This is a genomic window from Vibrio azureus (genome assembly GCF_002849855.1).
GTDB classification, from domain to species: Bacteria; Pseudomonadota; Gammaproteobacteria; order Enterobacterales; family Vibrionaceae; genus Vibrio; species Vibrio azureus.
In genome coordinates, this window is the sequence record NZ_CP018616.1 from 2,822,942 (window position 1) to 2,843,490 (window position 20,549).

The following is a 20,549-nucleotide window of genomic DNA, read 5'->3' on the forward strand; positions in this document are numbered from 1 at the left end:
TAGAGTTAATTTAATAATAAAGCCCACATTTTGTGGGCTTTATTATTTTTGTCATTAAGTAATCGATACTTACCAAAAGCTATCACGACGCTTTGCTCGAGCAATAATATTTTGTGGCATGCGTTGCTCTAAACCATTTCTTAAGACGGAAATACGTTTATGCTTTCTTTTATCTGCCGTCACCGAATTATAGAGCCAACGATAGGCATCCTCATAATCTAGCGGACTGCCGTAATCTCGTAATAACAATTCAGCAAGGTGAATACGTGCATTTAAATTTCCCATCGCTGCAGCTTCGCGAAGGTAAGGTATCGCGCGTTCTTTATCCTGCTGGACCAAAGTTCCGCGAGAGTAGTAGCGACCGAGCTGCTCTAAAGCAACAGGCAAACCTTGTTGCGCTGCGTTTTCCATATAGTACAAGCCTAAAGCTACGTCTTTTTCTACACAGACTCCCCACGCTAACATATCTCCGTAGAGAAACTCATAGGAAGGCAAACTAATGCGTGTTGCGCGTGCAACAATATCTTCTACCAACTGGCAGTTATCAGCACGCACGCGTGCAAGGTGCTTGTTTTGTTCTATTAGCTTAATGAGCTCAGCTTCGGTATATATAGGCACAGGTGCGCCTACATCAGCAAGACTTGCTTGCACCGATGTCGCACTCAGCATCAATAACAGTGAAGCTGCCACTGTCTTTAACTTCATAATTGCGCTCTGTAAGGTCTCTGATAAATCAAAGATCACCGTAGGATCTCCGACGCTTGATAACCTTATCGGCAAAAAGCCGTCAAGCTTTAGACAATTTTTGCCTGCGATGATGATTTGGCGGCAAAAGTTTGCCTCCACTTCACCAGCCTTAATAAAGCAAACTGACAACTTCAGATACAAAAAAACCGGCTTATTCGCCGGTTTTTATTACTCAAGATTGATTAAGCTTCGAATGGGTGAACCTTAACGATGGTTTCGTTACGGTCTGGGCCTGTAGAGATAATATCTACTGGTACACCTGTCAGCTCTTCGATACGCTTGATGTAGTTCAGTGCCGCTTGTGGCAGCTCATCAATAGATTTTGCACCGAACGTATTCTCAGACCAGCCTGGCATAGTTTCATAGATTGGCGTTGCTTTTTCAAAAGCTTCAGCTGCCATTGGTGAAACTTCTAGCACAGAGCCATCATCCATCTTGTAACCAGTACAGATCTTAAGCTCTTTTAAGCCATCTAGTACATCAAGTTTTGTGAGACAGAATCCAGTTACTGAGTTGATTTGAATCGCACGACGCATGGCAACCGCATCGAACCAACCAGTACGACGCAGACGACCTGTCGTTGCACCAAACTCATGGCCAACATCACCTAAGTGTTTACCAACAGGATCTTGCTTATCTAAACCATCGTATAGCTCAGTCGGGAATGGACCTGCTCCAACACGAGTACAGTAAGCTTTAGCAATACCAAGAATGTAACCAATATGGCGAGGACCAAAACCAGAACCAGCAGCGACGCCACCAGCAGTCGTGTTAGAAGAAGTTACATACGGGTAGGTACCATGGTCGATGTCCAGTAGCGTGCCTTGAGCACCTTCGAACATGATCTTATCACCACGTTTACGTGCTGCATCAAGCTCATCAGTAACATCGATAACCATTGATGTTAATAGCTCAGCATAACCTTTAGCCTGCTCAAGCACATCATCGTAACTCACTGGATCAACTTTGTAGAAGTTAACAAGCTGGAAGTTATGGTATTCCATGACTTCTTTTAGCTTCTCAGCAAACGATTCCATATCGAATAGGTCACCAACACGTAAACCGCGACGAGCTACCTTGTCTTCGTAAGCTGGACCGATACCACGACCTGTTGTGCCGATTGCTTTTTTACCGCGGGCGACTTCACGCGCTTGGTCCATAGCAACATGGTACGGAAGGATTAGTGGACATGCTTCAGAAATGAAAAGACGTTCGCGTACTGGAATGCCGCGCTCTTCAAGAGGTTTCATTTCTTTAATTAGAGCTTCAGGTGACAGTACTACACCGTTACCGATAACGCATTTGACGTTATCGCGAAGGATACCTGATGGAATTAAGTGAAGAACGGTTTTTTCACCGTCAATTACAAGTGTGTGACCTGCATTGTGACCGCCTTGGTAGCGCACCACGTATTTTGCATCTTCAGTTAAAAGGTCTACGATTTTACCTTTACCTTCGTCACCCCATTGGGTGCCTAGAACGACTACGTTATTTCCCATCTTTCCAAGTCTGACTGCTAGTTAAAAATGGATTCTAGCACCGAATCATCTTCCTTGCAGTCATTTTTTGTTCACAGTCTTAATAGTTTGATAATAAACCAACCAATTTTGTCCATTTCTAAATCACTACATCACTGATAATATTTACTTTTCTTTAATAGATTGGAATGCAAAATGACAGGTTCTCTTTGGTTAGCGATTGGGTTGGTCTTAATTGTCGAGGGGCTTGGGCCTTTGGTTGCTCCTGACGGCTGGCGTAAAATGATCACACAATTAAGCAAGCAACCCGATAATCAACTGCGCCGAGTCGGTGGATGCTTAGTCGTTGCAGGAACCATCATTGCCATCATGATGAGCTAGCCCTTAACTCCACTAATGACACTCTCCCCCGAGAACCTGTGATTTTTCGAACCAATTTTTTCAGTGAATAATCAGGTATAAAAAAGGCTCCAAACTGGAGCCTTTTTGTCATCGGTATTTGATGTAAAAGTCGAGTCTCAACTCTGCTTACTTAACTGCAGCGCCTTTGGCGTTATTCATGTACTGGAAGAACTCACTCTTTGGATCCAGAACTAGCATATCACTCTTAGAATTGAATGATTTCTCATAAGCCTTCAAAGAACGTAAGAAAGTGAAGAACTCAGGATCTTTGCTGTACGCTTGTGAGTAGATTTTTGTCGCTTCCGCATCAGCTTCACCGCGTGTCACTCGCGCTGTTTTATCCGCTTCAGCAAGAATTTTTGCCACTTCAAGCTCAGCTTGTGCACGAATAACTTCCGCTTTTTCTCGGCCTTGAGAACGGAACTTACGCGCAACGGACTCACGCTCTGCTCTCATACGGCGGTAAATAGACTCACTGATTTCATCAGGTAGGTTGATTTTCTTAATACGGAAATCAACTACGCGAACCCCTAAGTCTTTCATCGCACTTTTACGAGTGTCGTTCAGTACTTCAGACATGATTAAGTCACGTTCACCATCAATTTCTAGTGCTTTCAATGCTGCTTCTGTGGTGAGATCATCTTCTACTTTCCCAACCAGCTCTTGGCTCTTTTTGCGTGGCCCAGAAATGATTTGCTTAATCTCACGAGAACCAATCTCAGAACGCAAGACATCTGTCACTTTACGTTCCAATAGCGCTTCAGCGGTTAGTGCGTTGCCACCACCAGTCGCAAGATAGTAACGACCGAAATCTTCAATACGCCATTTAACGTATGAATCAATGATAACGTCTTTTTTCTCAGAAGTGACAAATCGATCAGCTCGCCCATCCATCGTTTGAATACGCGCATCCAATTGCTTCACACTATCAAACAATGGCATCTTAAAGTGCAAACCAGGACTATAAATACGCGTGGCGTCATTGTTGTCTTTTAAGACACGACCAAATCGAACCACAATGCCACGTTCTCCCTCAGGGATAACGAACAGTGACATCAACATCAAAGCTAGAGCGATGATCAGTACAGGGATCATTAACTTACGCATTCTTAGTATCTCCCTTGGCGTGTACTTGTTGAGCGAGATGGTGTATTCGTTGTACTGTTAGTAACCTGAGATTCCAACTCAATTTTGTCGTAAGTCGAAGACGAGCTTGATTTACGTTTTGTTTGTGTTTTTCCATCTTGACCAACAAGTTTGTCGATCGGTAGATACAACATGTTACCAGTAGACTCAGAATCAATAAGCACTTTCGATGTGTTTGAGTACACCTCTTCCATTGCATCAAGGTACAAACGGTCACGAGTTACTTCAGGAGCCGCTTGATATTCTGGCAACAGTTTTTCAAACTGTGCTACTTGACCCAGAGCTTCATTCGTTACTCGTTCACTGTAACCTTGCGCTTCTTTCTTCAATCGTTCAGCACGACCTGTTGCTTTAGGAAGAATATCATTGCTGTATGCTTCTGCTTCACGTTCAAAACGCTCTTCATCCTCACGAGCAGCAATAGCATCATCAAATGCGTCTTTTACCTGCTCGGGTGGGCGAGCGGATTGGAAGTTTACATCAACAATGACTAAACCCATGTCATAGTTATCGATAATCTGATTCAGAGTTTCCTGGGTACTTTGACGGATCTGTTGGCGACCACTAGTCAAAATACTGTCCATCAAGGAATCACCGATAACAGCACGAAGCGCCGAGTCTGTCGCTTGACGTAAGCTGTCATCCGCATTGGTGACGCGGTATAAATATTTATACGGATCAGCCACACGATATTGTACATCCATTGAGACTGTCACTACGTTTTCATCCTTGGTCAGCATGAGACCAGAAGCACGCAACGAACGAATCGCTTGTACGTTTACAGCTCGATATTCATCAATAAAACGAGGACGCCAGTTCAGACCAGGTTCGACGACGACCTCGGGTTCGTATTTACCTAAACGTAAGATGATACCTTGCTCAGCTTCACCAATGGTGTAAAAACCAGCGAAGAACCAAACAGCAATCGAGATAGCGGCAATGACACCAAACCCAATCGCACCACTCCCGCCACCGGAGGAACTACCACCACCTTTTTTACCGAATTTACCACCTAACTTTTGACTCAGTTTGTTAAAGACTTCATCAAGATCTGGTGGACCTTGTTCCCGTCCACCAGGACGTTGGCTACCACGATCATTATTACCCCATGGGTCCTTATCGCGGCCATTGTTGCCGTTGTTATTTCCAGGCTCATTCCACGCCATTAGAAAGCTCCATCATTTGATATGACGTTATACTGTAGCAGTCCTTTAAGTGACTATAAAGTCGACTAAAACTGCCCCTTCTCTTTTTTCAAGTCTAGACCAATCCACTTGCTGCATTCGAACATCGATCAACAGGTTCCCTTCTTGGTCATATTCCTCACGCTGTATACACTTCATTTGGAAAAATGTACTACGAATTCTTCCTTGGTATTCAGGAGGAACACGCAACTGGTACTCTACCATTTTTGAAGCTAAACGTTCGGTTAGCGCCTCAAATAGTAATTCGATACCAATGCCATCCATCGCAGATACCCAAACCGTACGAGGTATACCTTGCTCATCACGCTCAATGCGTGGGAGTGGTTGTTCTAAGTTATCAATCTTATTCATGACAACGAGACTTGGCACTTCATGTGCGTCTATCTCTTCTAATACATCGTGAACAGCTTGAATGTTCTCACGAAAACGCTCATCACTGGCATCAACAACATGTAACAAAATGTCAGCTTCTTGCGTTTCCTGTAACGTTGCTTTAAATGCAGCAACCAAATCATGAGGTAAGTGTCGGATAAAACCAACCGTATCCGCTAAGATAGCAGGCCCCACATCGGCTAGCTCGATTTTACGTAACGTCGGATCAAGCGTTGCAAATAGTTGGTCGGCGGCATATACCCCCGCTTCAGTTATACAATTGAATAACGTCGATTTACCAGCATTGGTGTAACCAACGAGTGAAATCGTTGGAATTTCGGCTCGGTTTCGGGCGCGTCGCCCTTGTTCTCGCTGCTTCGCAACCTTTTCTAGGCGACGAAGTATGGTTTTAATTCTTTCACGCAATAAACGGCGATCCGTCTCCAACTGGGTTTCACCCGGTCCTCGAAGACCTATCCCACCTTTTTGTCTCTCAAGATGCGTCCAGCCTCGAATCAAACGAGTTGAAATATGACGAAGTTGGGCAAGCTCTACTTGCAGCTTCCCTTCGTGAGTTCGAGCTCGTTGGGCAAAAATATCAAGGATAAGACCTGTGCGATCGAGAACTCGACACTTGCACAACGCTTCTAGATTACGTTCTTGGGCAGGTGAGAGAGAGTGATTAAAAATCACGATTTCAGCTCCAGCCAATTGCACTGCTGTTGCAATTTCCTGAGCCTTACCCTCTCCAACATAATATTTAGGGTGCGGGGAGCGGCGGCTACCAGTAACAACTTGTAGTGCCTCTACCCCAGCGGAAGAAACCAGCATTTCAAATTCAGCTAGATCTTCCCACTCCCCTTCTTGCGTGAAGTTGATATGAACAAGTACGGCTCGCTCACCGGATTCATAACGGTCAAACAAGCAATCAACCTCTTTTTATAAACATGTTAATTAAAAATTAATCTTCAGTTTTTTCTTGTGGACGCTCGCCTTGAGCGCGTTCACCGCTATGATGGCTCACAGGACGAGCCGGCACAACGGTAGAAATTGCGTGCTTATATACCATTTGATTGACGGTATTTTTCAAGAGGATCACAAACTGATCGAATGATTCAATTTGACCTTGCAACTTTATGCCATTCACAAGATAAATCGATACTGGAATGCGTTCACGGCGTAACGCGTTTAGGAATGGGTCTTGTAAAGACTGCCCCTTAGCCATTTTATTTTCCTTATTTAATTTGTTGTTGTAATTATTTAGCAAGTGGTGCGATGCAAAAAGTACAAATTTTTGCACATGTGCTAAACGAATCAAAAAAGCACTCTAAGTTTGTAGCACCTAAGTTTAGGAAGTGCCAACAACCATCAAGTTGAGAGTGCATTCACGCAAAAACGATCACATTATACACAGTGACATCAAGCAGATGCTATTGCTTCTGATATGGTGTCGAGCGCTTCATCAATGTCATCGCTATTCAACCAAGTTAAATCATTCCAGCTGCGTAACCAGGTGATTTGACGCTTGGCTAATTGACGGGTTGCACAAACTCCACGAAAAACCGCTTCATCTCGAGTGCAATCGCCATCCAAATACTCCCACATCTGCCTATAACCTACGCAACGAATAGAAGGAAGATCAACATGAAGGTCTTTTCGTGCATGTAATGCCCTGACTTCTTGTTCAAATCCTGCCTGCATCATTTTGTCGAAGCGTAATTCAATTCGACGATGGAGTTCTGCCCTATCCTTGGGGACTATTGCAAACTGCTTTACACTATATGGCAAAGGTTCGCCTTTCGTCTGTGTTAGTTCTGTTAAAGTTTTACCTGAAATACGAAAGACTTCCAGCGCACGAGATAAACGTTGAGGATCGTTAGGGTGAATCCTCGCAGCTGATACCGGATCTATCTCGCTAAGTTCATCGTGCAACACCGACCAGCCCTTAGTCAATGCTTCTTGCTCAATTTGCTGACGAATCTCCGAGTTTGCAGCCGGAAGAGGCGATAAACCCTCAAGTAATGCCTTATAGTAAAGCATGGTTCCACCAACCAGCAGCGGAATTTTTCCTTGTTGAACAATTTCATCCATTGCCTGTAAAGCATCACGTCGAAAATCGGCGGCCGAGTATGCTTCCTTAGGATCGAGCAAGTTGATCAAGCGATGGGGAGCAAGCGCCAACTCGCGTTCATCTGGCTTTGCTGTACCAATATTCATATCTTTATAGATCAACGCTGAATCTACACTGATAATTTCAACCGGATATTTTTCCCGTAAACGTATTGCTAACTCCGTCTTCCCTGATGCGGTGGGGCCCATCAAGAAGAGAGCCAAAGGTAATTTATCTGTCATGGTTTTAATTTGGCAATAGTGGCAGAAAAGTCAACAGAGGATACAAACTCTGTATCCTCCAATGGTAATACACCATGTTTGAGCTGCTCAATTTCTGCAATAATTTGAATTGCTTCAGAAAGAGTATAGTGGCTCTTCACCGTCGTAACCTGAATTGCAAGCCAATCGATAAGCTCAGCTATGATAGCGCCTTCTGCGACGCCCTCTTTCTTCATGCGTGTTTGCGCGTAAGATAACAGATCTGGGATTAAAGATTGTAAGTTTTGTTGTCGCAAAGGAGAAGGGACACCCATAACCATCACTGACTTATCATTACGCAGCTTAAGCTGAATACCAAGCTGAGCAAAGCAGTGCGGATATGTTGTCACTAAGTTAAGTAATTCCGGTTCTATTTTTATCGATAGTGGCACCAAAAGAGGTTGCGCCTTTAAGGGCTCATGAACAGGGGTAAGCTGTCCTTGAGTCCGATAAAACTCCGCTTTCGTAAGTGCCACTAAAGCGACCCCATGACTGCTGCTCATTAGCACAAACTGTTGCTCCACAATGGCTAACGCTTTACCCAATTGAGTAGGCGCTGGTAAAGACTCGTTTGAGGTTAACGGTTTCGATGCTCGTCGTTCAGGGGCAGGCTCTTCTGAAGCAGACTGTTCTGAAGCGAATTGTTTAGATGCTGACTGTTTAGACGCTGACTGTGCTGGAACATTGTCGTTACCCTCTGGAGTTTGTAATAACTCCTGATAGGCACGCACTTCTTGTTGGCTTGGTGCTGGCTCAGAGTATCGTTCCTGCTGAGGTTTCTGTTTTACAAGTGGCTTAGACTCAATCCAATCGGTCGTGGTTGTCCTTTCTGCTGTTTCAGCTTCTCGTGCTGAAAAACGGTTGCCGTTTTCAGCTCGATGGTTGGCTTCATAATCGTTGCGTCCAGGATAAGCCGGAGTATCATTAATGGCTTGATAAACCTGCTTAGGGACAGACTGTTCAGGCACCTTTTGTCGCTCAACATGTTGCTCATCGGCTGATGGCTCACAAGTATAATGAAATGCGGACTCATTAATTTGTGGAGTATCGACTACCGAACCTTGGGCCAAAGCATCAGCAAGCGCTTGATAGATAAAATCGTGCACTAACCTAGCTTGATGGAAACGCACTTCATGCTTCGCAGGATGAACGTTGACATCCACTTGGTGTGGATCCAATTCTATAAACAACACATAAGCGGCAAACTGCTCTGGCTTAAGACTCATCGAGTAACTCTGACGAATCGCGTGATTGATTAACTTGTCACGCATCATCCGGCCATTGACATAGCAGTATTGCAAATCACTTTGCTGCCGAGCACCTTCTGGTGTGGTTATCCAACCATGCAGCTTGAGACCTTGATGCTCCAACTCAATTCGCAACATATGGCGAACAAAACCATTACCGCACACAGCTGCGATACGCTTTTCCATTTGTAATTGATTGGTTGCCGCTCGATATTGGCGGACCATTTTACCGTTGTGACGTACATTAATCGTCACATCAAAACGACTCAAGGCAATCCGTTTTAGCAGCTCATCAATATGAGTAAATTCTGTTTTTTCAGTTCGCAGAAACTTTCGGCGGGCAGGAGTATTAAAAAACAGATCCAACACTTCTACCGATGTCCCGATAGGGTGTGCTGTTGGCTGTAACTTTACTTCCATATCCCGCCCTTCGGAGTAAGCACTCCAGGCTTGTTCCTGAGTCGCGGGGCGTGAAGTCATGGTCAGGCGTGATACCGAGCTGATACTTGCGAGAGCCTCACCACGAAAGCCTAAGCTCATGATGGCTTCAAGATCATCCAAGGTATGAATTTTCGATGTCGCATGGCGACTGAGCGCTAAACCTAATTCATCTTTCACAATACCTTTACCGTTATCCCGAACACGAATCAGCTTAGCGCCGCCTTTTTCGATATCGATATCGATACGGGTAGCACCAGAGTCAAGACTGTTTTCAACCAATTCCTTGACCACGGAGGCGGGTCTTTCGACCACTTCTCCTGCAGCAATTTGGTTGGCTAATCGAGCCGGTAAAATCTTAATCGTCATGATAGGTTTAAGCTCATCTAGTTGTTAGGAATAATCAGAACTTGTCCAACATGTAACGTGTCTGAACGCAATTTATTGGCCTTACGTAAACTGGCCATGCTGACACCATATTTCTTCGCAATTTTGCCTAAATACTCACCGCGGGCGACTTTGTGCTTTTGCACAGGCTTGTCTTTGACTGCCACGGTGATTTTTAGTTTCTTCCCAACCCACAAGGTATCCGACTTAAGATTATTTTCTCGGCGGATATCTGCGACTTTCACTTTGTAATGACTGGCAATCTTACCCAAAAACTCGCCAGATTTAACGGTGTGCGTAATCGTTTCTGTTCTCACCGAGCTACGCTGAGCCGGTACTGCAGTTGGTGAAGAAGCACCAGCAAAAATTGTAAGTTTTTGCCCTACTTTTACATGACTGGATTTGAGGTTGTTTTCACTCATGATCGCTTTTGTCGATGTGCCATATTTCTGAGCAATGACCGATAGGAACTCTCCACGCTTAACCGTATGTACAATTGGCTTGTGTGTTGAAGAGAATACCGTTCCCTCCGGAGGGTTCTCTTTTAAATATTTCACTACCGCTTTTGTTATCGCACTGGCTAATTTGTCTTGGTGTGCGCGCTGAAATAGTAGCTTTTCTTCTGTTGGATTAGAAATGAAGCCCGTTTCAATTAATACCGATGGAATTTGAGGGGAGCGTAATACCGCGAGGCTAGTATTAATGGGTTTCGAGTTATGTAAGCGCGCCACTTTCCCCATTTCACCTAAAATCTCTTTCGCCAGTTTATAGCCTTCCTTCTGAGAGTGACTAAACTGTAGGTCTAACAAGGTTTGGTTAACATTTTTATCTTTCGTATTTCTTACGAAAGCGGTACCTGAGCCTCCTAAGAGTTCTGATTGTTTCTCGTGGTTTTCAACCCAACGAGCAATTTCTGTATTGGCTCGACGCGTGTTCAAAACAAATACAGAGCCTCCACGAGGCTTCGAAGAAGTAAAAGCATCAGCGTGCACGGAGATCAGTAAATGGGCATCATTTTCACGGGCGATGGCGACACGTCGGTTCAAGTTGACAAAGTAATCCCCAGAGCGCGTCATACGAGTTTTAACGCCAGGCACAGCATTCAGTTTAGCTGCCAACTTATGAGCAATGCTTAATACCGCATCTTTTTCGTACTTACGACGAGATGGACCAATCGAGCCAGGGTCTTCACCACCATGTCCTGGGTCAATCACAATTAAGATCTCTTGTCCTCGTTTGACACTGCTCATGTCTTTACTTGGCGTTGTTGTATTCGATGGTTTTGCAGTTTTCGGCTTAACGACTTTTTTGCCATGTGGTAAATCAACCACTAAACGATGACCGTACTGACCTCCAGGGGTAGGGTTAAGCGTAAAAAGCTCTGCACCCGCCGCTTGCTTCAGCTCGAAGACCAAACGATAGGTCCCTTTAGCTGGAGGTGTACTCTTACGAACGCGCTTTAAAACTGGGCTTTCAGTAACATTTAAAGGTAACTTCGCTTGCATGGTGGTATTTTTCAAATCCACAACAAGACGATCCGGGCCAGAAAGAGAAAAGTAGGAGTAATTCGCTTCTGAGCTCAAATCAATGACAACTCGAGTCTCATCAGGTGAAGGCCACACTCGAAAACTTTTAACAACGTTAGCTAGCGCTAAGTGAGGAATAAGAACAAAGACAGCAGTAAATAAAGTCACTGCAGCTCTAAATTTTGAGAAAATCAACATAGCTCCAACAAACTTAGTAACTGTATTCCATAATCATTATTCGCTGTTAGCTCAGCAACTCTTTGCTCACCGACATAGCGTATATTCACGTCTAAATCTGGCTGTAGTAATAAGCCGTGCCCTTTTTCGGGCCACTCAACCAAACAGATAGCATCAGGCGTAAAGTAATCACGAATCCCCATAAATTCTAGTTCCTCAGGATCCGCTAAGCGATAAAGGTCAAAATGGTACACCTGCCACTTATCCAATTGGTAAGGTTCCACAAGTGTATAAGTTGGGCTTTTCACATTGCCTTGATGGCCAAGTGCACGAATGAACCCTCGGCTAAAAGTAGTTTTACCTGCCCCTAAATCACCATGCAAATAAATGGTTGTTTGTTGAGAACACACTTGAGCTAACGCCGAACCCAAAGCGACTGTTTCGTGCTCATTTTTAAGATTAAAGAGTTTTGTGTTCATGGTTTTTTCTCTGACTGATGATCGTCGACTATAAAAAAATCAAAATAACAAGAATAGTAAACTGTGTTGGTTTTGAGAGACAAGCTCTCAAATGTCATATATATAAAAAAAGTAATGAAAAAGCCCAAATGCCCCCTTGAACAAGCCAATCTTGAATACACCTAGTGTCATACTGGCTCGCTAAGAAGCGTGCTTACTCTTTTTTGCTAGACTTTCTAGTGGCACCCTATCATTAGATCCGTTAAGATCCGCCACCCTTTTTCTTGGTGATACAACATGGATTACACACAACTCGCACAACAAATAAAAATCTGGGGCAAAGAACTTGGCTTTCAGAAAGTCGGTATTTGCGATGTTGATCTTAGTGAACATGAAACAGCCTTGCAAAAATGGTTAGATTCCAACTATCACGGTTCTATGGATTGGATGGCTCGCCATGGGATGATGCGAGCTCGACCTGATGAGCTCTTACCTGGTACTCTCCGCGCGATCAGTGTTCGAATGGATTACTTGCCACCAGAAGCCGGGTTCGCTTCTAACTTAGCCAATCGTAACCACGCCTACATTAGCCGCTACGCACTTGGACGTGACTACCACAAGCTGGTAAGAAAACAGCTCAACAAGCTTGGCCAACGTATCGAAAAAGAAGTGGAGCAGCTCGGTTACCGACCTTTTGTAGACTCCGCTCCCATCCTAGAACGTCCACTGGCTCAAAAAGCAGGATTAGGTTGGGCAGGAAAGCATTCTCTTATCTTAGACAAAGATTGTGGATCATGGTTTTTCCTAGGTGAGTTATTAATCGACTTGCCTTTGCCAGTCGATCAACCGAGCCAAGATCAATGTGGTAAATGTCACTCTTGCATGACCTCTTGCCCGACTCAAGCCATAGTAGCTGATAAAGTCGTTGATGCTCGACGATGCATCTCTTATCTCACCATAGAATTTGATGGCGTCATTCCAGAAGAGTTTCGCCAACCCATCGGTAATCGTATCTATGGCTGTGATGACTGCCAGCTTGTCTGTCCATGGAACCGTTTTGCTGACATCACCGAGCAAGAAGATTTCCATCGCCGTGAAAACTTTCAAGAACCAGACCTTGTGACGCTATTCAGCTGGGATGAAGCCACTTTTTTGAAACACATGGAAGGTTCCCCCATTCGTCGCATTGGTCACACCCAGTGGCTAAGAAATATTGCAGTCGCTTTAGGTAATGCAGAATACAGTCACAAAGCTATCGCAGCCTTAGAAGCAAGGCAGGGCCAAAGTCCCCTTTTGGATGAACATATTGCTTGGGCTTTAGAGCAACAAGTCAACAACCTTAGCTTTAATCGTACTGAAAAAGCAGAAACGAAACAAAAACGTTTAATCAGAATTATTGAAAAAGGTTTACCCAGAGACGCCTAGCTTTTCATTCCTTATACTCATGTATACCCAAGTGACCCGATCGAATAATGCATTTAAGGTTAATAAGTTCGTAGCTTATCTGTAAGAGATTGAGAACTTTTTTTACATGAACAATTCATGACACTGCTCTCATTTATTCAGTGTGGAAAAAAAGATACAAGATTAGGTAAAAGGAAGAGTTTTAAAAAGTTAAGCACAAGATAAATTGATGATGAAGATCAAAGAAAAATCCAGTAAAGATCCTAATTATATTATTTTTTTTGGTGAAAAATAATAATTAGTCTAACTATAACAATAACTTAAATTAAAAACACAGCTTTAAGTTTTTCCTGAACAATCAGAAGATCACTCATACCGTTCAAATCTATTCTCAAGAGAAAACACTTTATCAACCAACTTATCCACAGAACAAATTCTGTGGGTAACTCTGTTAATTAAAAGTTGAAAGATACTCAGAAAGCCATGCATACAACACTTGGTTAATATGAACATGTTTCAAAAATGAGTAGATAAATCTGCTATCAAATACAGAAAAATAACGCTTATTTTAGGGGACAATGCTTCTCAGCATGATGAAAGAGCTATGAGCCAATCAAAAAGACTGGATTTGAACACGTGGCCTAATCAAAGATACTTCCTACTTTTAGAGCACGTGATTTAGTACGCTAGATGCCTTAATTTCTAAACATAATAAAGAACATTTATCCCAAAAGACAATTACAACATCCTTCTTTTCGAAGGTGGCTATTGTTCTTATTGAGTAAGCATCATTGGTCCTGCTGATGAAAAATGCAGGAAGCTGTTAAGTCAGATACGGTTATCTCAACCTTATTCTCACTTAATGAATTGGAGCGACACACGAGGTTCGAACTCGTGACCTCAACCTTGGCAAGGTTGCGCTCTACCAACTGAGCTAGTGTCGCATATTCTCGTAAGAGACTTGGCTGCGCTGCTTGAACTAAAACGGGCAATGCATCCATCACGGCCTGAAGGTTACAAATATTAACCATCAAGCTGTCTTGAATTTGGTTGCGGGGGCCGGATTTGAACCGACGACCTTCGGGTTATGAGCCCGACGAGCTACCAAGCTGCTCCACCCCGCGTCCGTATGTCATTGTTAAGCACAATGAGAGCTTATGAAACTTCCAAGAGAAATGGAGCGACACACGAGGTTCGAACTCGTGACCTCAACCTTGGCAAGGTTGCGCTCTACCAACTGAGCTAGTGTCGCATATTCTCATTAGAGATTTGGTTGCGGGGCCTGATTTAAACCGGGCGGCGCATCCGTCGACGGCCTGAGGGTTATAAATATTAACCATCAAACTGTCTTGAATTTGGTTGCGGGGGCCGGATTTGAACCGACGACCTTCGGGTTATGAGCCCGACGAGCTACCAAGCTGCTCCACCCCGCGTCCGTATGTCATTGTTAAGCACAATGAGAGCTTATGAAACTTCCAAGAGAAATGGAGCGACACACGAGGTTCGAACTCGTGACCTCAACCTTGGCAAGGTTGCGCTCTACCAACTGAGCTAGTGTCGCATATTCTCATTAGAGATTTGCTTGCGGAGCCTGATTTAAACCGGGCGGCGCATCCGTCGACGACCTGAGGGTTATGAATATTAACCATCAAACTGTCTTGAATTTGGTTGCGGGGGCCGGATTTGAACCGACGACCTTCGGGTTATGAGCCCGACGAGCTACCAAGCTGCTCCACCCCGCGTCCGTATGTCATTGTTGAGCACAATGAGAGCTTATGAAACTTCCAAGAGAAATGGAGCGACACACGAGGTTCGAACTCGTGACCTCAACCTTGGCAAGGTTGCGCTCTACCAACTGAGCTAGTGTCGCATATTCTCATTAGAGATTTGGTTGCGGGGCCTGATTTAAACCGGGCGGCGCATCCGTCGACGGCCTGAAGGTTATGAATACTAACCATCAAACTGTCTTGAATTTGGTTGCGGGAGCCGGATTTGAACCGACGACCTTCGGGTTATGAGCCCGACGAGCTACCAAGCTGCTCCATCCCGCGTCCATACTCATCACTTAAACGTAATGAAAAGTCATCTCACTTTCTTAAGAGAAAGTGGAGCGACACACGAGGTTCGAACTCGTGACCTCAACCTTGGCAAGGTTGCGCTCTACCAACTGAGCTAGTGTCGCATCAACAACGTTTCCGCTGTTTAGGGCTGCGAATTATAAGAGCATTTTCTTGCGATGCAAGCCCTTCCTTCAAAAAAACTTTATTTTTTTTTCGACTGATGAAAAAGCAAGCAAAACACTCATTAGTTTCAACAATTTGGATCACAGCTTTAACAGTTAGATCTTAAAAATGGTTTCTCGATAGTATTTAAGTTCGGCAATCGACTCACGAATATCATCGAGCGCAAGATGCGTTCCCTGTTTGCTGAATCCAGCTAATATCTGTGGCTTCCATCGACGAGTAAGTTCTTTCAGAGTACTGACATCCAAGTAGCGATAATGAAAGTACGCTTCCAATTCCGGCATATGCTTGTAGAGAAAGCGACGATCTTGTCCGATACTGTTGCCACAGATAGGTGAAACACCTTTTGGCACCCACTGCTCTAAGAAAGCAATAGTTTGTTCAACCGCCTGTTGCTCAGAAATTTGGCTCTGACGCACACGTTCGACCAATCCACTGTTAGTGTGAGTATTGGTGCACCACTCATCCATCTTGGCTAATTCTGCGTCATCTTGATGAATCGCAAGTACTGGCCCTTCGGCTAAAATATTCAGCTCACTGTCGGTGACAATAGAAGCGATTTCAATGACTTTATGCGTTTCAGGATCAAGTCCTGTCATCTCTAAGTCAACCCAAATCAAGTTTTGATCGCTAAAAGACATAGTTATGCCGCCTATTTGTTTATCGCTAAAAGAGGTACTATACCTGAAAATACTTGAAACACGATACTCACAACGCCGATCAAAACGGTTGAGCGAACTCATATTAAGTACAAAATTGTGGCAAAAAAGAAAAAGTTAACCAAAGGTCAAGTGCGTCGAGTACGCAACAACCAACAAAAGCGTTTAAAAAAGCAAGAAGATTCAATCCAGTGGGATGAAGCGATGCTCGGTGCCAGTAAGCAGGGGTTAGTCATTACACGCTTTGGCCAACATGCCGACATCGAAGACCTAGAAACCGGTGACATTCAGCGTTGTAATCTTCGCCGCGGCATTGAATCTCTTGTCTCTGGTGACCGCGTGCTGTGGCGAGAAGGGTTAGAATCGATGTCAGGTATTTCTGGTGTTGTTGAAGCCGTCGAGCCAAGAACCTCCGTTTTAACTCGCCCAGATTACTACGATGGCTTAAAACCCGTTGCTGCCAATGTTGATCAAATGGTGATTGTGTCGTCGGTCTTACCTGAACTTTCACTCAATATTATTGACCGCTACCTTGTTGCTTCAGAAACGCTAAAAATAGCACCATTGCTGGTACTCAACAAAATTGATTTACTCTCCGTCGAAGAACGAAATACCTATCAAGATTGGCTAACAGAATATCAACGTATTGGCTACAAAGTCCTGTTTGTGAGTAAAGAATCCGGTGAAGGCATCGCCGAGTTAGAAGCCCATCTTCATGGACGAATTAATATCTTCGTCGGGCAATCTGGCGTGGGTAAATCGAGCTTGGTTAACGCATTAATGCCGGAGCTCGAAAATGAAGTTGAAGAAGGGGCCATTTCAGAAAACTCTGGTTTAGGTCAACATACCACAACAGCTGCCCGCCTATACCACATCCCGACAGGCGGTGATCTGATAGACTCTCCTGGTGTTCGCGAGTTTGGCCTCTGGCACCTAGAAGCAGAGGAAATCACCAAAGCTTTTGTCGAGTTTCGTCCATTTCTTGGTTTGTGTAAATTCAGAGATTGCAAACATGGAGACGATCCTGGGTGTGCACTACGTGAAGCGGTAGAACAAAACGAAGTCAGCCAAGTTCGATTTGATAACTATCATCGTATTTTGGATAGCATGTTGGAAAATAAAGCAAACCGACAGTACTCACGCAGTAAGAAAGCGGATTTGTAGTCAAACGCACTCAATGTTGTATAATTAAACGTCAAGTACTTATACCCAAGTCATTTCAGGTGCTTGGGTATATAGCAACCATTGTGATGATTAATCGGTAAGTTGAACCGTCAGCTTTTTATCGTCAATACAACAGCTCAATGGATCTCTTTGTTTCTCTCTCACCTTATAGCAACAGGCTTTTTGGGATAAGACAGACAATAAGAACAAAATTTAGTAATATCTCGCGTCTTAACGCGAGAATCTAACAGAAGTATCGGAATTAGAGATGGATAAAATTAAAGTTGGACTGCAATACTGGCTTCCTCAGCATGGTTTAACCCGCTTGGTAGGCAAATTGGCTTCCGCTAAAGCTGGTCGTCTAACAACAGCCGTAATCCGCTGGTTTATAAAGCAATATAACGTCAACATGGATGAAGCGAAGCACTCAAACCCAGAGCATTTTGAGACCTTCAATGAATTCTTCGTCCGTGAACTAAAAGAAGGCGCACGCCCAATCACACAAGACGAGTCCGTGATAACTCACCCGGCTGATGCTTGCGTGAGCCAATTCGGTGCGATTGAAAATGGTCAGCTAATCCAAGCAAAAGGCCATCATTTCTCAGCTCAAGAACTCTTAGGTGGGGATGCAGCACTTGCTCAAGAATTCCAAGACGGTTCCTTTGCAACACTTTACCTATCGCCAAGAGACTATCATCGTGTCCATATGCCGTGTGATGCAACTTTGCGTCAAATGATCTATGTTCCTGGCGATCTGTTCTCTGTTAATCCATTAACAGCAGAAAATGTACCAAACCTATTCGCTCGTAACGAACGTGTTGTGTGTATTTTTGATACAGACTTTGGGCCAATGGCACAAGTGCTTGTCGGTGCAACAATTGTCGGTAGTATTGAACAAGTTTGGGCTGGCACCATCACACCACCACGTGGTAATACCGTGTATAAGTGGGACTACCCAGCAGAAGGTGAACAAGCAATTAAATTGAAGAAAGGCGAAGAAATGGGCCGCTTCAAACTTGGTTCAACGGTTATTAACCTGTTTGCTAAAGATGCCGTAACATTTGATGCCAGCATTGAAAATGGTAAGCCGACACTGATGGGCACGCCATTCGCACATAAGCAGTAAGCCTGTAAGAAGAAGTCAGCGCTGCGAGCTCACGCATATCGAGCTCAGTAGAGCCTCTTTGGCTTTTCTAGACGCTCATTGAACGCAAAGCCTCTGACTGACCTCAGAGGCTTTTTTTACCCTTCACATTATCTGTTTTTTACTCTTCACGTTATCTAATTGCCCATGTTTTAGACATAACTAAAAGCCCTTGGTTATCTCTAACCAAGGGCTTTAGGGTATATGTCTTTTCAGTACAAACGTGCTTATTTAGTCAGAACATCACCAGACATTTCAGCAGGAATCTCTAAGCCAGCAAGAGACAGCATTGTTGGTGCAAGGTCTGATAACTTACCACCTGACTTGAATTCAATCTCTTTGTCACCGACATAAATCAAAGGTACTGGTAGGTTAGTATGTGCTGTATGTGTACCACCTGTTTCTGGGTCCACCATCATTTCAGCGTTACCGTGGTCAGCAGTGATAAGTAGCTGGCCACCTACTTCTTTGATGGCTTCTACCACTTTACCAACACTTTCGTCTAGCGCTTCGATTGCTTTCTCAGCGGCTTCATAAACCCCCGTATGACCAACCATATCAGCATTTGGATAGTTACAAATGATAGTATCAAACTTACCTGATTTAATTGCAGCAACCAGCTTTTCAGTTAACTCAGGAGAGCTCATTTCTGGTTGAAGGTCATACGTAGCAACTTTTGGAGAAGCCACAAGCTGACGCTCTTCACCAGCAAACTCGCTTTCAACACCACCATTGAAGAAGAAAGTCACGTGAGCATATTTCTCTGTTTCTGAAATACGTAGCTGAGTTTGACCTTGCTTAGACAACCACTCACCGTAAGTATTTTCGAGTGATGCTGGTGGGAAGGCAGTCGCAAGCGGAATATCAGCGGCATATTGCGTTAGCATAACAAAGTTAACTGCTGGGAAAGTCGCACGTTCAAAGCCATCAAACTCAGGAACAAAAGCGCGAGTGATTTGACGGGCACGGTCTGCACGATAGTTCATGAAGATCACCGAGTCACCATCTTGCATGATCGCGTCTTCTTGCTCCGCAGTTTTGATTGCCGTTGCTTTAACAAACTCATCATTTTCATCACGAGCGTAAGCCGCTTCTAAACCTGCCACCGCCGTTTCTGCATGAAACTCTGCTTTAGCTTGAGTAAGCAGGTCATAAGCAACTTGAACACGTTCCCAGTTGTTATCACGATCCATTGCATAATAGCGGCCCACTATTGAAGCAACACGCCCTTTACCTAATGTGGCAAAAAGGTCTTGGAAGCGTTGAAGCGAACCTTCTGCACTGCGTGGTGGCGTATCACGTCCATCAAGGAAGCAGTGCAAGTAAATCTTTTCAGCACCACGTGCCGCCGCCATTTCTACTGCCGCATAAATATGATCTTCATGAGAGTGAACACCACCTGGTGACATCAGACCCATAATGTGTACCGCTTTATTTGCCTCTACTGCGGTATCAATCGCTGCGACTAGCGCTGCAGTTTCGCTAAATTCACCATCAGCAATAGATTTAGTGATACGAGTTAGGTCTTGATATACGACACGACCTGCGCCGATGTTAGTGTGGCCGACTTCTGAGTTACCCATTTGTCCATCAGGTAGACCCACATCCATGCCAGAAGCAGAAATGAGTGTATTCGGGTTATTCGCAATAAGCGCATCCATTACTGGTGTTTTGGCATTGGCAATTGCGTTGCTTGCTGTGTCTTCACGGTGACCGTAACCGTCAAGGATAACTAAAGCCAATGGCTTTTTCGCTGACATAGTAATGACCTCATCAAATTTAAGTAACTGTTGGTGTAGGGCGAAACCCAAACGAACCTTGAAACAAAACTAGCGTAATTTTACTACACTTTTAACCCAAAACTGTAGGGTAAGATCAAATTATGTGTGCGATTTATCGTTGCTATTTTACAACTTGACCTGTTCGTTCGCAGGTTTCTCCAGTAATTCAAACGCATCAGTGCTCTTTTCTTGATAATCCAT

At 44.1% G+C, this 20,549-nt stretch carries 16 protein-coding genes and 9 tRNA genes; 4 read left to right on the top strand and 21 right to left on the bottom strand.

Annotated elements, in window-relative coordinates; translation table 11 throughout:
- Window positions 1–69 precede the first annotated feature (69 nt).
- Together motX and BS333_RS12840 are read right to left on the bottom strand one after the other, a co-directional pair.
- Window positions 70–705 (bottom strand): flagellar protein MotX, encoded by a 636-nt coding sequence (gene motX, locus BS333_RS12830; protein WP_033004224.1) that lies wholly within the window; start codon window positions 703–705, stop codon window positions 70–72.
- Window positions 706–929: 224 nt separating this feature from the next.
- Complete coding sequence (locus tag BS333_RS12840) at window positions 930–2,246, bottom strand: adenylosuccinate synthase (RefSeq protein ID WP_021710899.1); 1,317 nt, start codon at window positions 2,244–2,246, stop codon at window positions 930–932.
- A 174-nt stretch (window positions 2,247–2,420) separates the two neighbouring features.
- Here BS333_RS12840 and BS333_RS12845 point away from each other — a divergent pair, with 174 nt between their 5' ends.
- On the top strand, window positions 2,421–2,606 hold the full coding sequence (locus BS333_RS12845; RefSeq protein WP_021710900.1) for a DUF2065 domain-containing protein: 186 nt from the start codon (window positions 2,421–2,423) through the stop codon (window positions 2,604–2,606).
- 147 nt (window positions 2,607–2,753) lie between these two features.
- Here BS333_RS12845 and hflC read toward each other — a convergent pair whose 3' ends face one another.
- The 8 genes from hflC to tsaE form a co-directional block, all read right to left on the bottom strand.
- Entirely contained in the window at window positions 2,754–3,734 is a 981-nt protein-coding gene (gene hflC / locus BS333_RS12850) for a protease modulator HflC (RefSeq protein ID WP_021710901.1), read from the bottom strand.
- Window positions 3,735–3,736: 2 nt separating this feature from the next.
- Entirely contained in the window at window positions 3,737–4,939 is a 1,203-nt protein-coding gene (gene hflK, locus BS333_RS12855) for an FtsH protease activity modulator HflK (RefSeq protein ID WP_021710902.1), read from the bottom strand.
- Between the two features lie 45 nt (window positions 4,940–4,984).
- Window positions 4,985–6,274 (bottom strand): ribosome rescue GTPase HflX, encoded by a 1,290-nt coding sequence (hflX, locus tag BS333_RS12860; RefSeq protein ID WP_021710903.1) that lies wholly within the window; start codon window positions 6,272–6,274, stop codon window positions 4,985–4,987.
- Window positions 6,275–6,311: 37 nt separating this feature from the next.
- Complete coding sequence (hfq, locus tag BS333_RS12865) at window positions 6,312–6,575, bottom strand: RNA chaperone Hfq (protein WP_021710904.1); 264 nt, start codon at window positions 6,573–6,575, stop codon at window positions 6,312–6,314.
- A 194-nt stretch (window positions 6,576–6,769) separates the two neighbouring features.
- Entirely contained in the window at window positions 6,770–7,702 is a 933-nt protein-coding gene (miaA, locus tag BS333_RS12870; RefSeq protein ID WP_021710905.1) for a tRNA (adenosine(37)-N6)-dimethylallyltransferase MiaA, read from the bottom strand.
- Entirely contained in the window at window positions 7,699–9,774 is a 2,076-nt protein-coding gene (gene mutL, locus BS333_RS12875; protein ID WP_021710906.1) for a DNA mismatch repair endonuclease MutL, read from the bottom strand. The genes miaA and mutL overlap by 4 nt, the downstream gene beginning before the upstream one ends.
- Before the next feature lie 17 nt (window positions 9,775–9,791).
- A complete protein-coding gene (locus BS333_RS12880) occupies window positions 9,792–11,516 on the bottom strand; it encodes an N-acetylmuramoyl-L-alanine amidase (RefSeq protein ID WP_021710907.1) in 1,725 nt (574 codons plus the stop codon).
- Entirely contained in the window at window positions 11,510–11,974 is a 465-nt protein-coding gene (gene tsaE, locus BS333_RS12885; protein ID WP_021710908.1) for a tRNA (adenosine(37)-N6)-threonylcarbamoyltransferase complex ATPase subunit type 1 TsaE, read from the bottom strand. The genes BS333_RS12880 and tsaE overlap by 7 nt, the downstream gene beginning before the upstream one ends.
- A 276-nt stretch (window positions 11,975–12,250) precedes the next feature.
- On the opposite strand from tsaE, the gene queG reads away from it, so the two are divergent.
- The gene (gene queG / locus BS333_RS12890) at window positions 12,251–13,378 is read left to right on the top strand and encodes a tRNA epoxyqueuosine(34) reductase QueG (RefSeq protein ID WP_021710909.1); all 1,128 of its coding nucleotides are present in this window, start codon (window positions 12,251–12,253) and stop codon (window positions 13,376–13,378) included.
- Window positions 13,379–14,225: 847 nt separating this feature from the next.
- Here the strand turns inward: queG and BS333_RS12895 are convergent.
- The 10 genes from BS333_RS12895 to orn form a co-directional block, all read right to left on the bottom strand.
- Window positions 14,226–14,301 (bottom strand) — tRNA-Gly (locus tag BS333_RS12895).
- A gap of 103 nt (window positions 14,302–14,404) precedes the next feature.
- Window positions 14,405–14,481: transfer RNA gene (locus tag BS333_RS12900), tRNA-Met, on the bottom strand.
- Window positions 14,482–14,533: 52 nt separating this feature from the next.
- Window positions 14,534–14,609, bottom strand: a tRNA-Gly gene (locus tag BS333_RS12905).
- A 104-nt stretch (window positions 14,610–14,713) separates the two neighbouring features.
- Window positions 14,714–14,790, bottom strand: a tRNA-Met gene (locus BS333_RS12910).
- A 52-nt stretch (window positions 14,791–14,842) separates the two neighbouring features.
- Window positions 14,843–14,918 (bottom strand) — tRNA-Gly (locus BS333_RS12915).
- A 104-nt stretch (window positions 14,919–15,022) separates the two neighbouring features.
- A tRNA-Met gene (locus BS333_RS12920) sits at window positions 15,023–15,099 on the bottom strand.
- 52 nt (window positions 15,100–15,151) lie between these two features.
- Window positions 15,152–15,227: transfer RNA gene (locus BS333_RS12925), tRNA-Gly, on the bottom strand.
- A 104-nt stretch (window positions 15,228–15,331) separates the two neighbouring features.
- A tRNA-Met gene (locus tag BS333_RS12930) sits at window positions 15,332–15,408 on the bottom strand.
- Window positions 15,409–15,463: 55 nt separating this feature from the next.
- Window positions 15,464–15,539, bottom strand: a tRNA-Gly gene (locus BS333_RS12935).
- 156 nt (window positions 15,540–15,695) lie between these two features.
- Window positions 15,696–16,241: an oligoribonuclease gene (orn, locus tag BS333_RS12940; RefSeq protein WP_021710529.1), complete on the bottom strand. Its 546-nt coding sequence runs from the start codon at window positions 16,239–16,241 to the stop codon at window positions 15,696–15,698.
- A 117-nt stretch (window positions 16,242–16,358) separates the two neighbouring features.
- Here orn and rsgA point away from each other — a divergent pair, with 117 nt between their 5' ends.
- Together rsgA and asd are read left to right on the top strand one after the other, a co-directional pair.
- Window positions 16,359–17,423, top strand: a complete 1,065-nt coding sequence (gene rsgA / locus BS333_RS12945) for a small ribosomal subunit biogenesis GTPase RsgA (protein ID WP_021710530.1) — start codon at window positions 16,359–16,361, stop codon at window positions 17,421–17,423.
- Between the two features lie 268 nt (window positions 17,424–17,691).
- Window positions 17,692–18,549, top strand: coding sequence for an archaetidylserine decarboxylase (gene asd / locus BS333_RS12950; RefSeq protein WP_021710531.1), 858 nt, complete (start codon window positions 17,692–17,694; stop codon window positions 18,547–18,549).
- A 245-nt stretch (window positions 18,550–18,794) separates the two neighbouring features.
- On the opposite strand, the gene gpmM is transcribed toward asd, so the two are convergent.
- Entirely contained in the window at window positions 18,795–20,327 is a 1,533-nt protein-coding gene (gene gpmM / locus BS333_RS12955) for a 2,3-bisphosphoglycerate-independent phosphoglycerate mutase (protein WP_021710532.1), read from the bottom strand.
- Window positions 20,328–20,549: the final 222 nt, after the last annotated feature.

Coding starts and splice junctions, on each gene's coding strand:
- motX (WP_033004224.1), bottom strand. CDS start 705: ATGAAGTTAAAGACAGTGGCAGCTTCACTGTTATTGATGCTGAGTGCG.
- BS333_RS12840 (WP_021710899.1), bottom strand. CDS start 2,246: ATGGGAAATAACGTAGTCGTTCTAGGCACCCAATGGGGTGACGAAGGT.
- BS333_RS12845 (WP_021710900.1), top strand. CDS start 2,421: ATGACAGGTTCTCTTTGGTTAGCGATTGGGTTGGTCTTAATTGTCGAG.
- hflC (WP_021710901.1), bottom strand. CDS start 3,734: ATGCGTAAGTTAATGATCCCTGTACTGATCATCGCTCTAGCTTTGATG.
- hflK (WP_021710902.1), bottom strand. CDS start 4,939: ATGGCGTGGAATGAGCCTGGAAATAACAACGGCAACAATGGCCGCGAT.
- hfq (WP_021710904.1), bottom strand. CDS start 6,575: ATGGCTAAGGGGCAGTCTTTACAAGACCCATTCCTAAACGCGTTACGC.
- miaA (WP_021710905.1), bottom strand. CDS start 7,702: ATGACAGATAAATTACCTTTGGCTCTCTTCTTGATGGGCCCCACCGCA.
- mutL (WP_021710906.1), bottom strand. CDS start 9,774: ATGACGATTAAGATTTTACCGGCTCGATTAGCCAACCAAATTGCTGCA.
- BS333_RS12880 (WP_021710907.1), bottom strand. CDS start 11,516: ATGTTGATTTTCTCAAAATTTAGAGCTGCAGTGACTTTATTTACTGCT.
- tsaE (WP_021710908.1), bottom strand. CDS start 11,974: ATGAACACAAAACTCTTTAATCTTAAAAATGAGCACGAAACAGTCGCT.
- queG (WP_021710909.1), top strand. CDS start 12,251: ATGGATTACACACAACTCGCACAACAAATAAAAATCTGGGGCAAAGAA.
- orn (WP_021710529.1), bottom strand. CDS start 16,241: ATGTCTTTTAGCGATCAAAACTTGATTTGGGTTGACTTAGAGATGACA.
- asd (WP_021710531.1), top strand. CDS start 17,692: ATGGATAAAATTAAAGTTGGACTGCAATACTGGCTTCCTCAGCATGGT.
- gpmM (WP_021710532.1), bottom strand. CDS start 20,327: ATGTCAGCGAAAAAGCCATTGGCTTTAGTTATCCTTGACGGTTACGGT.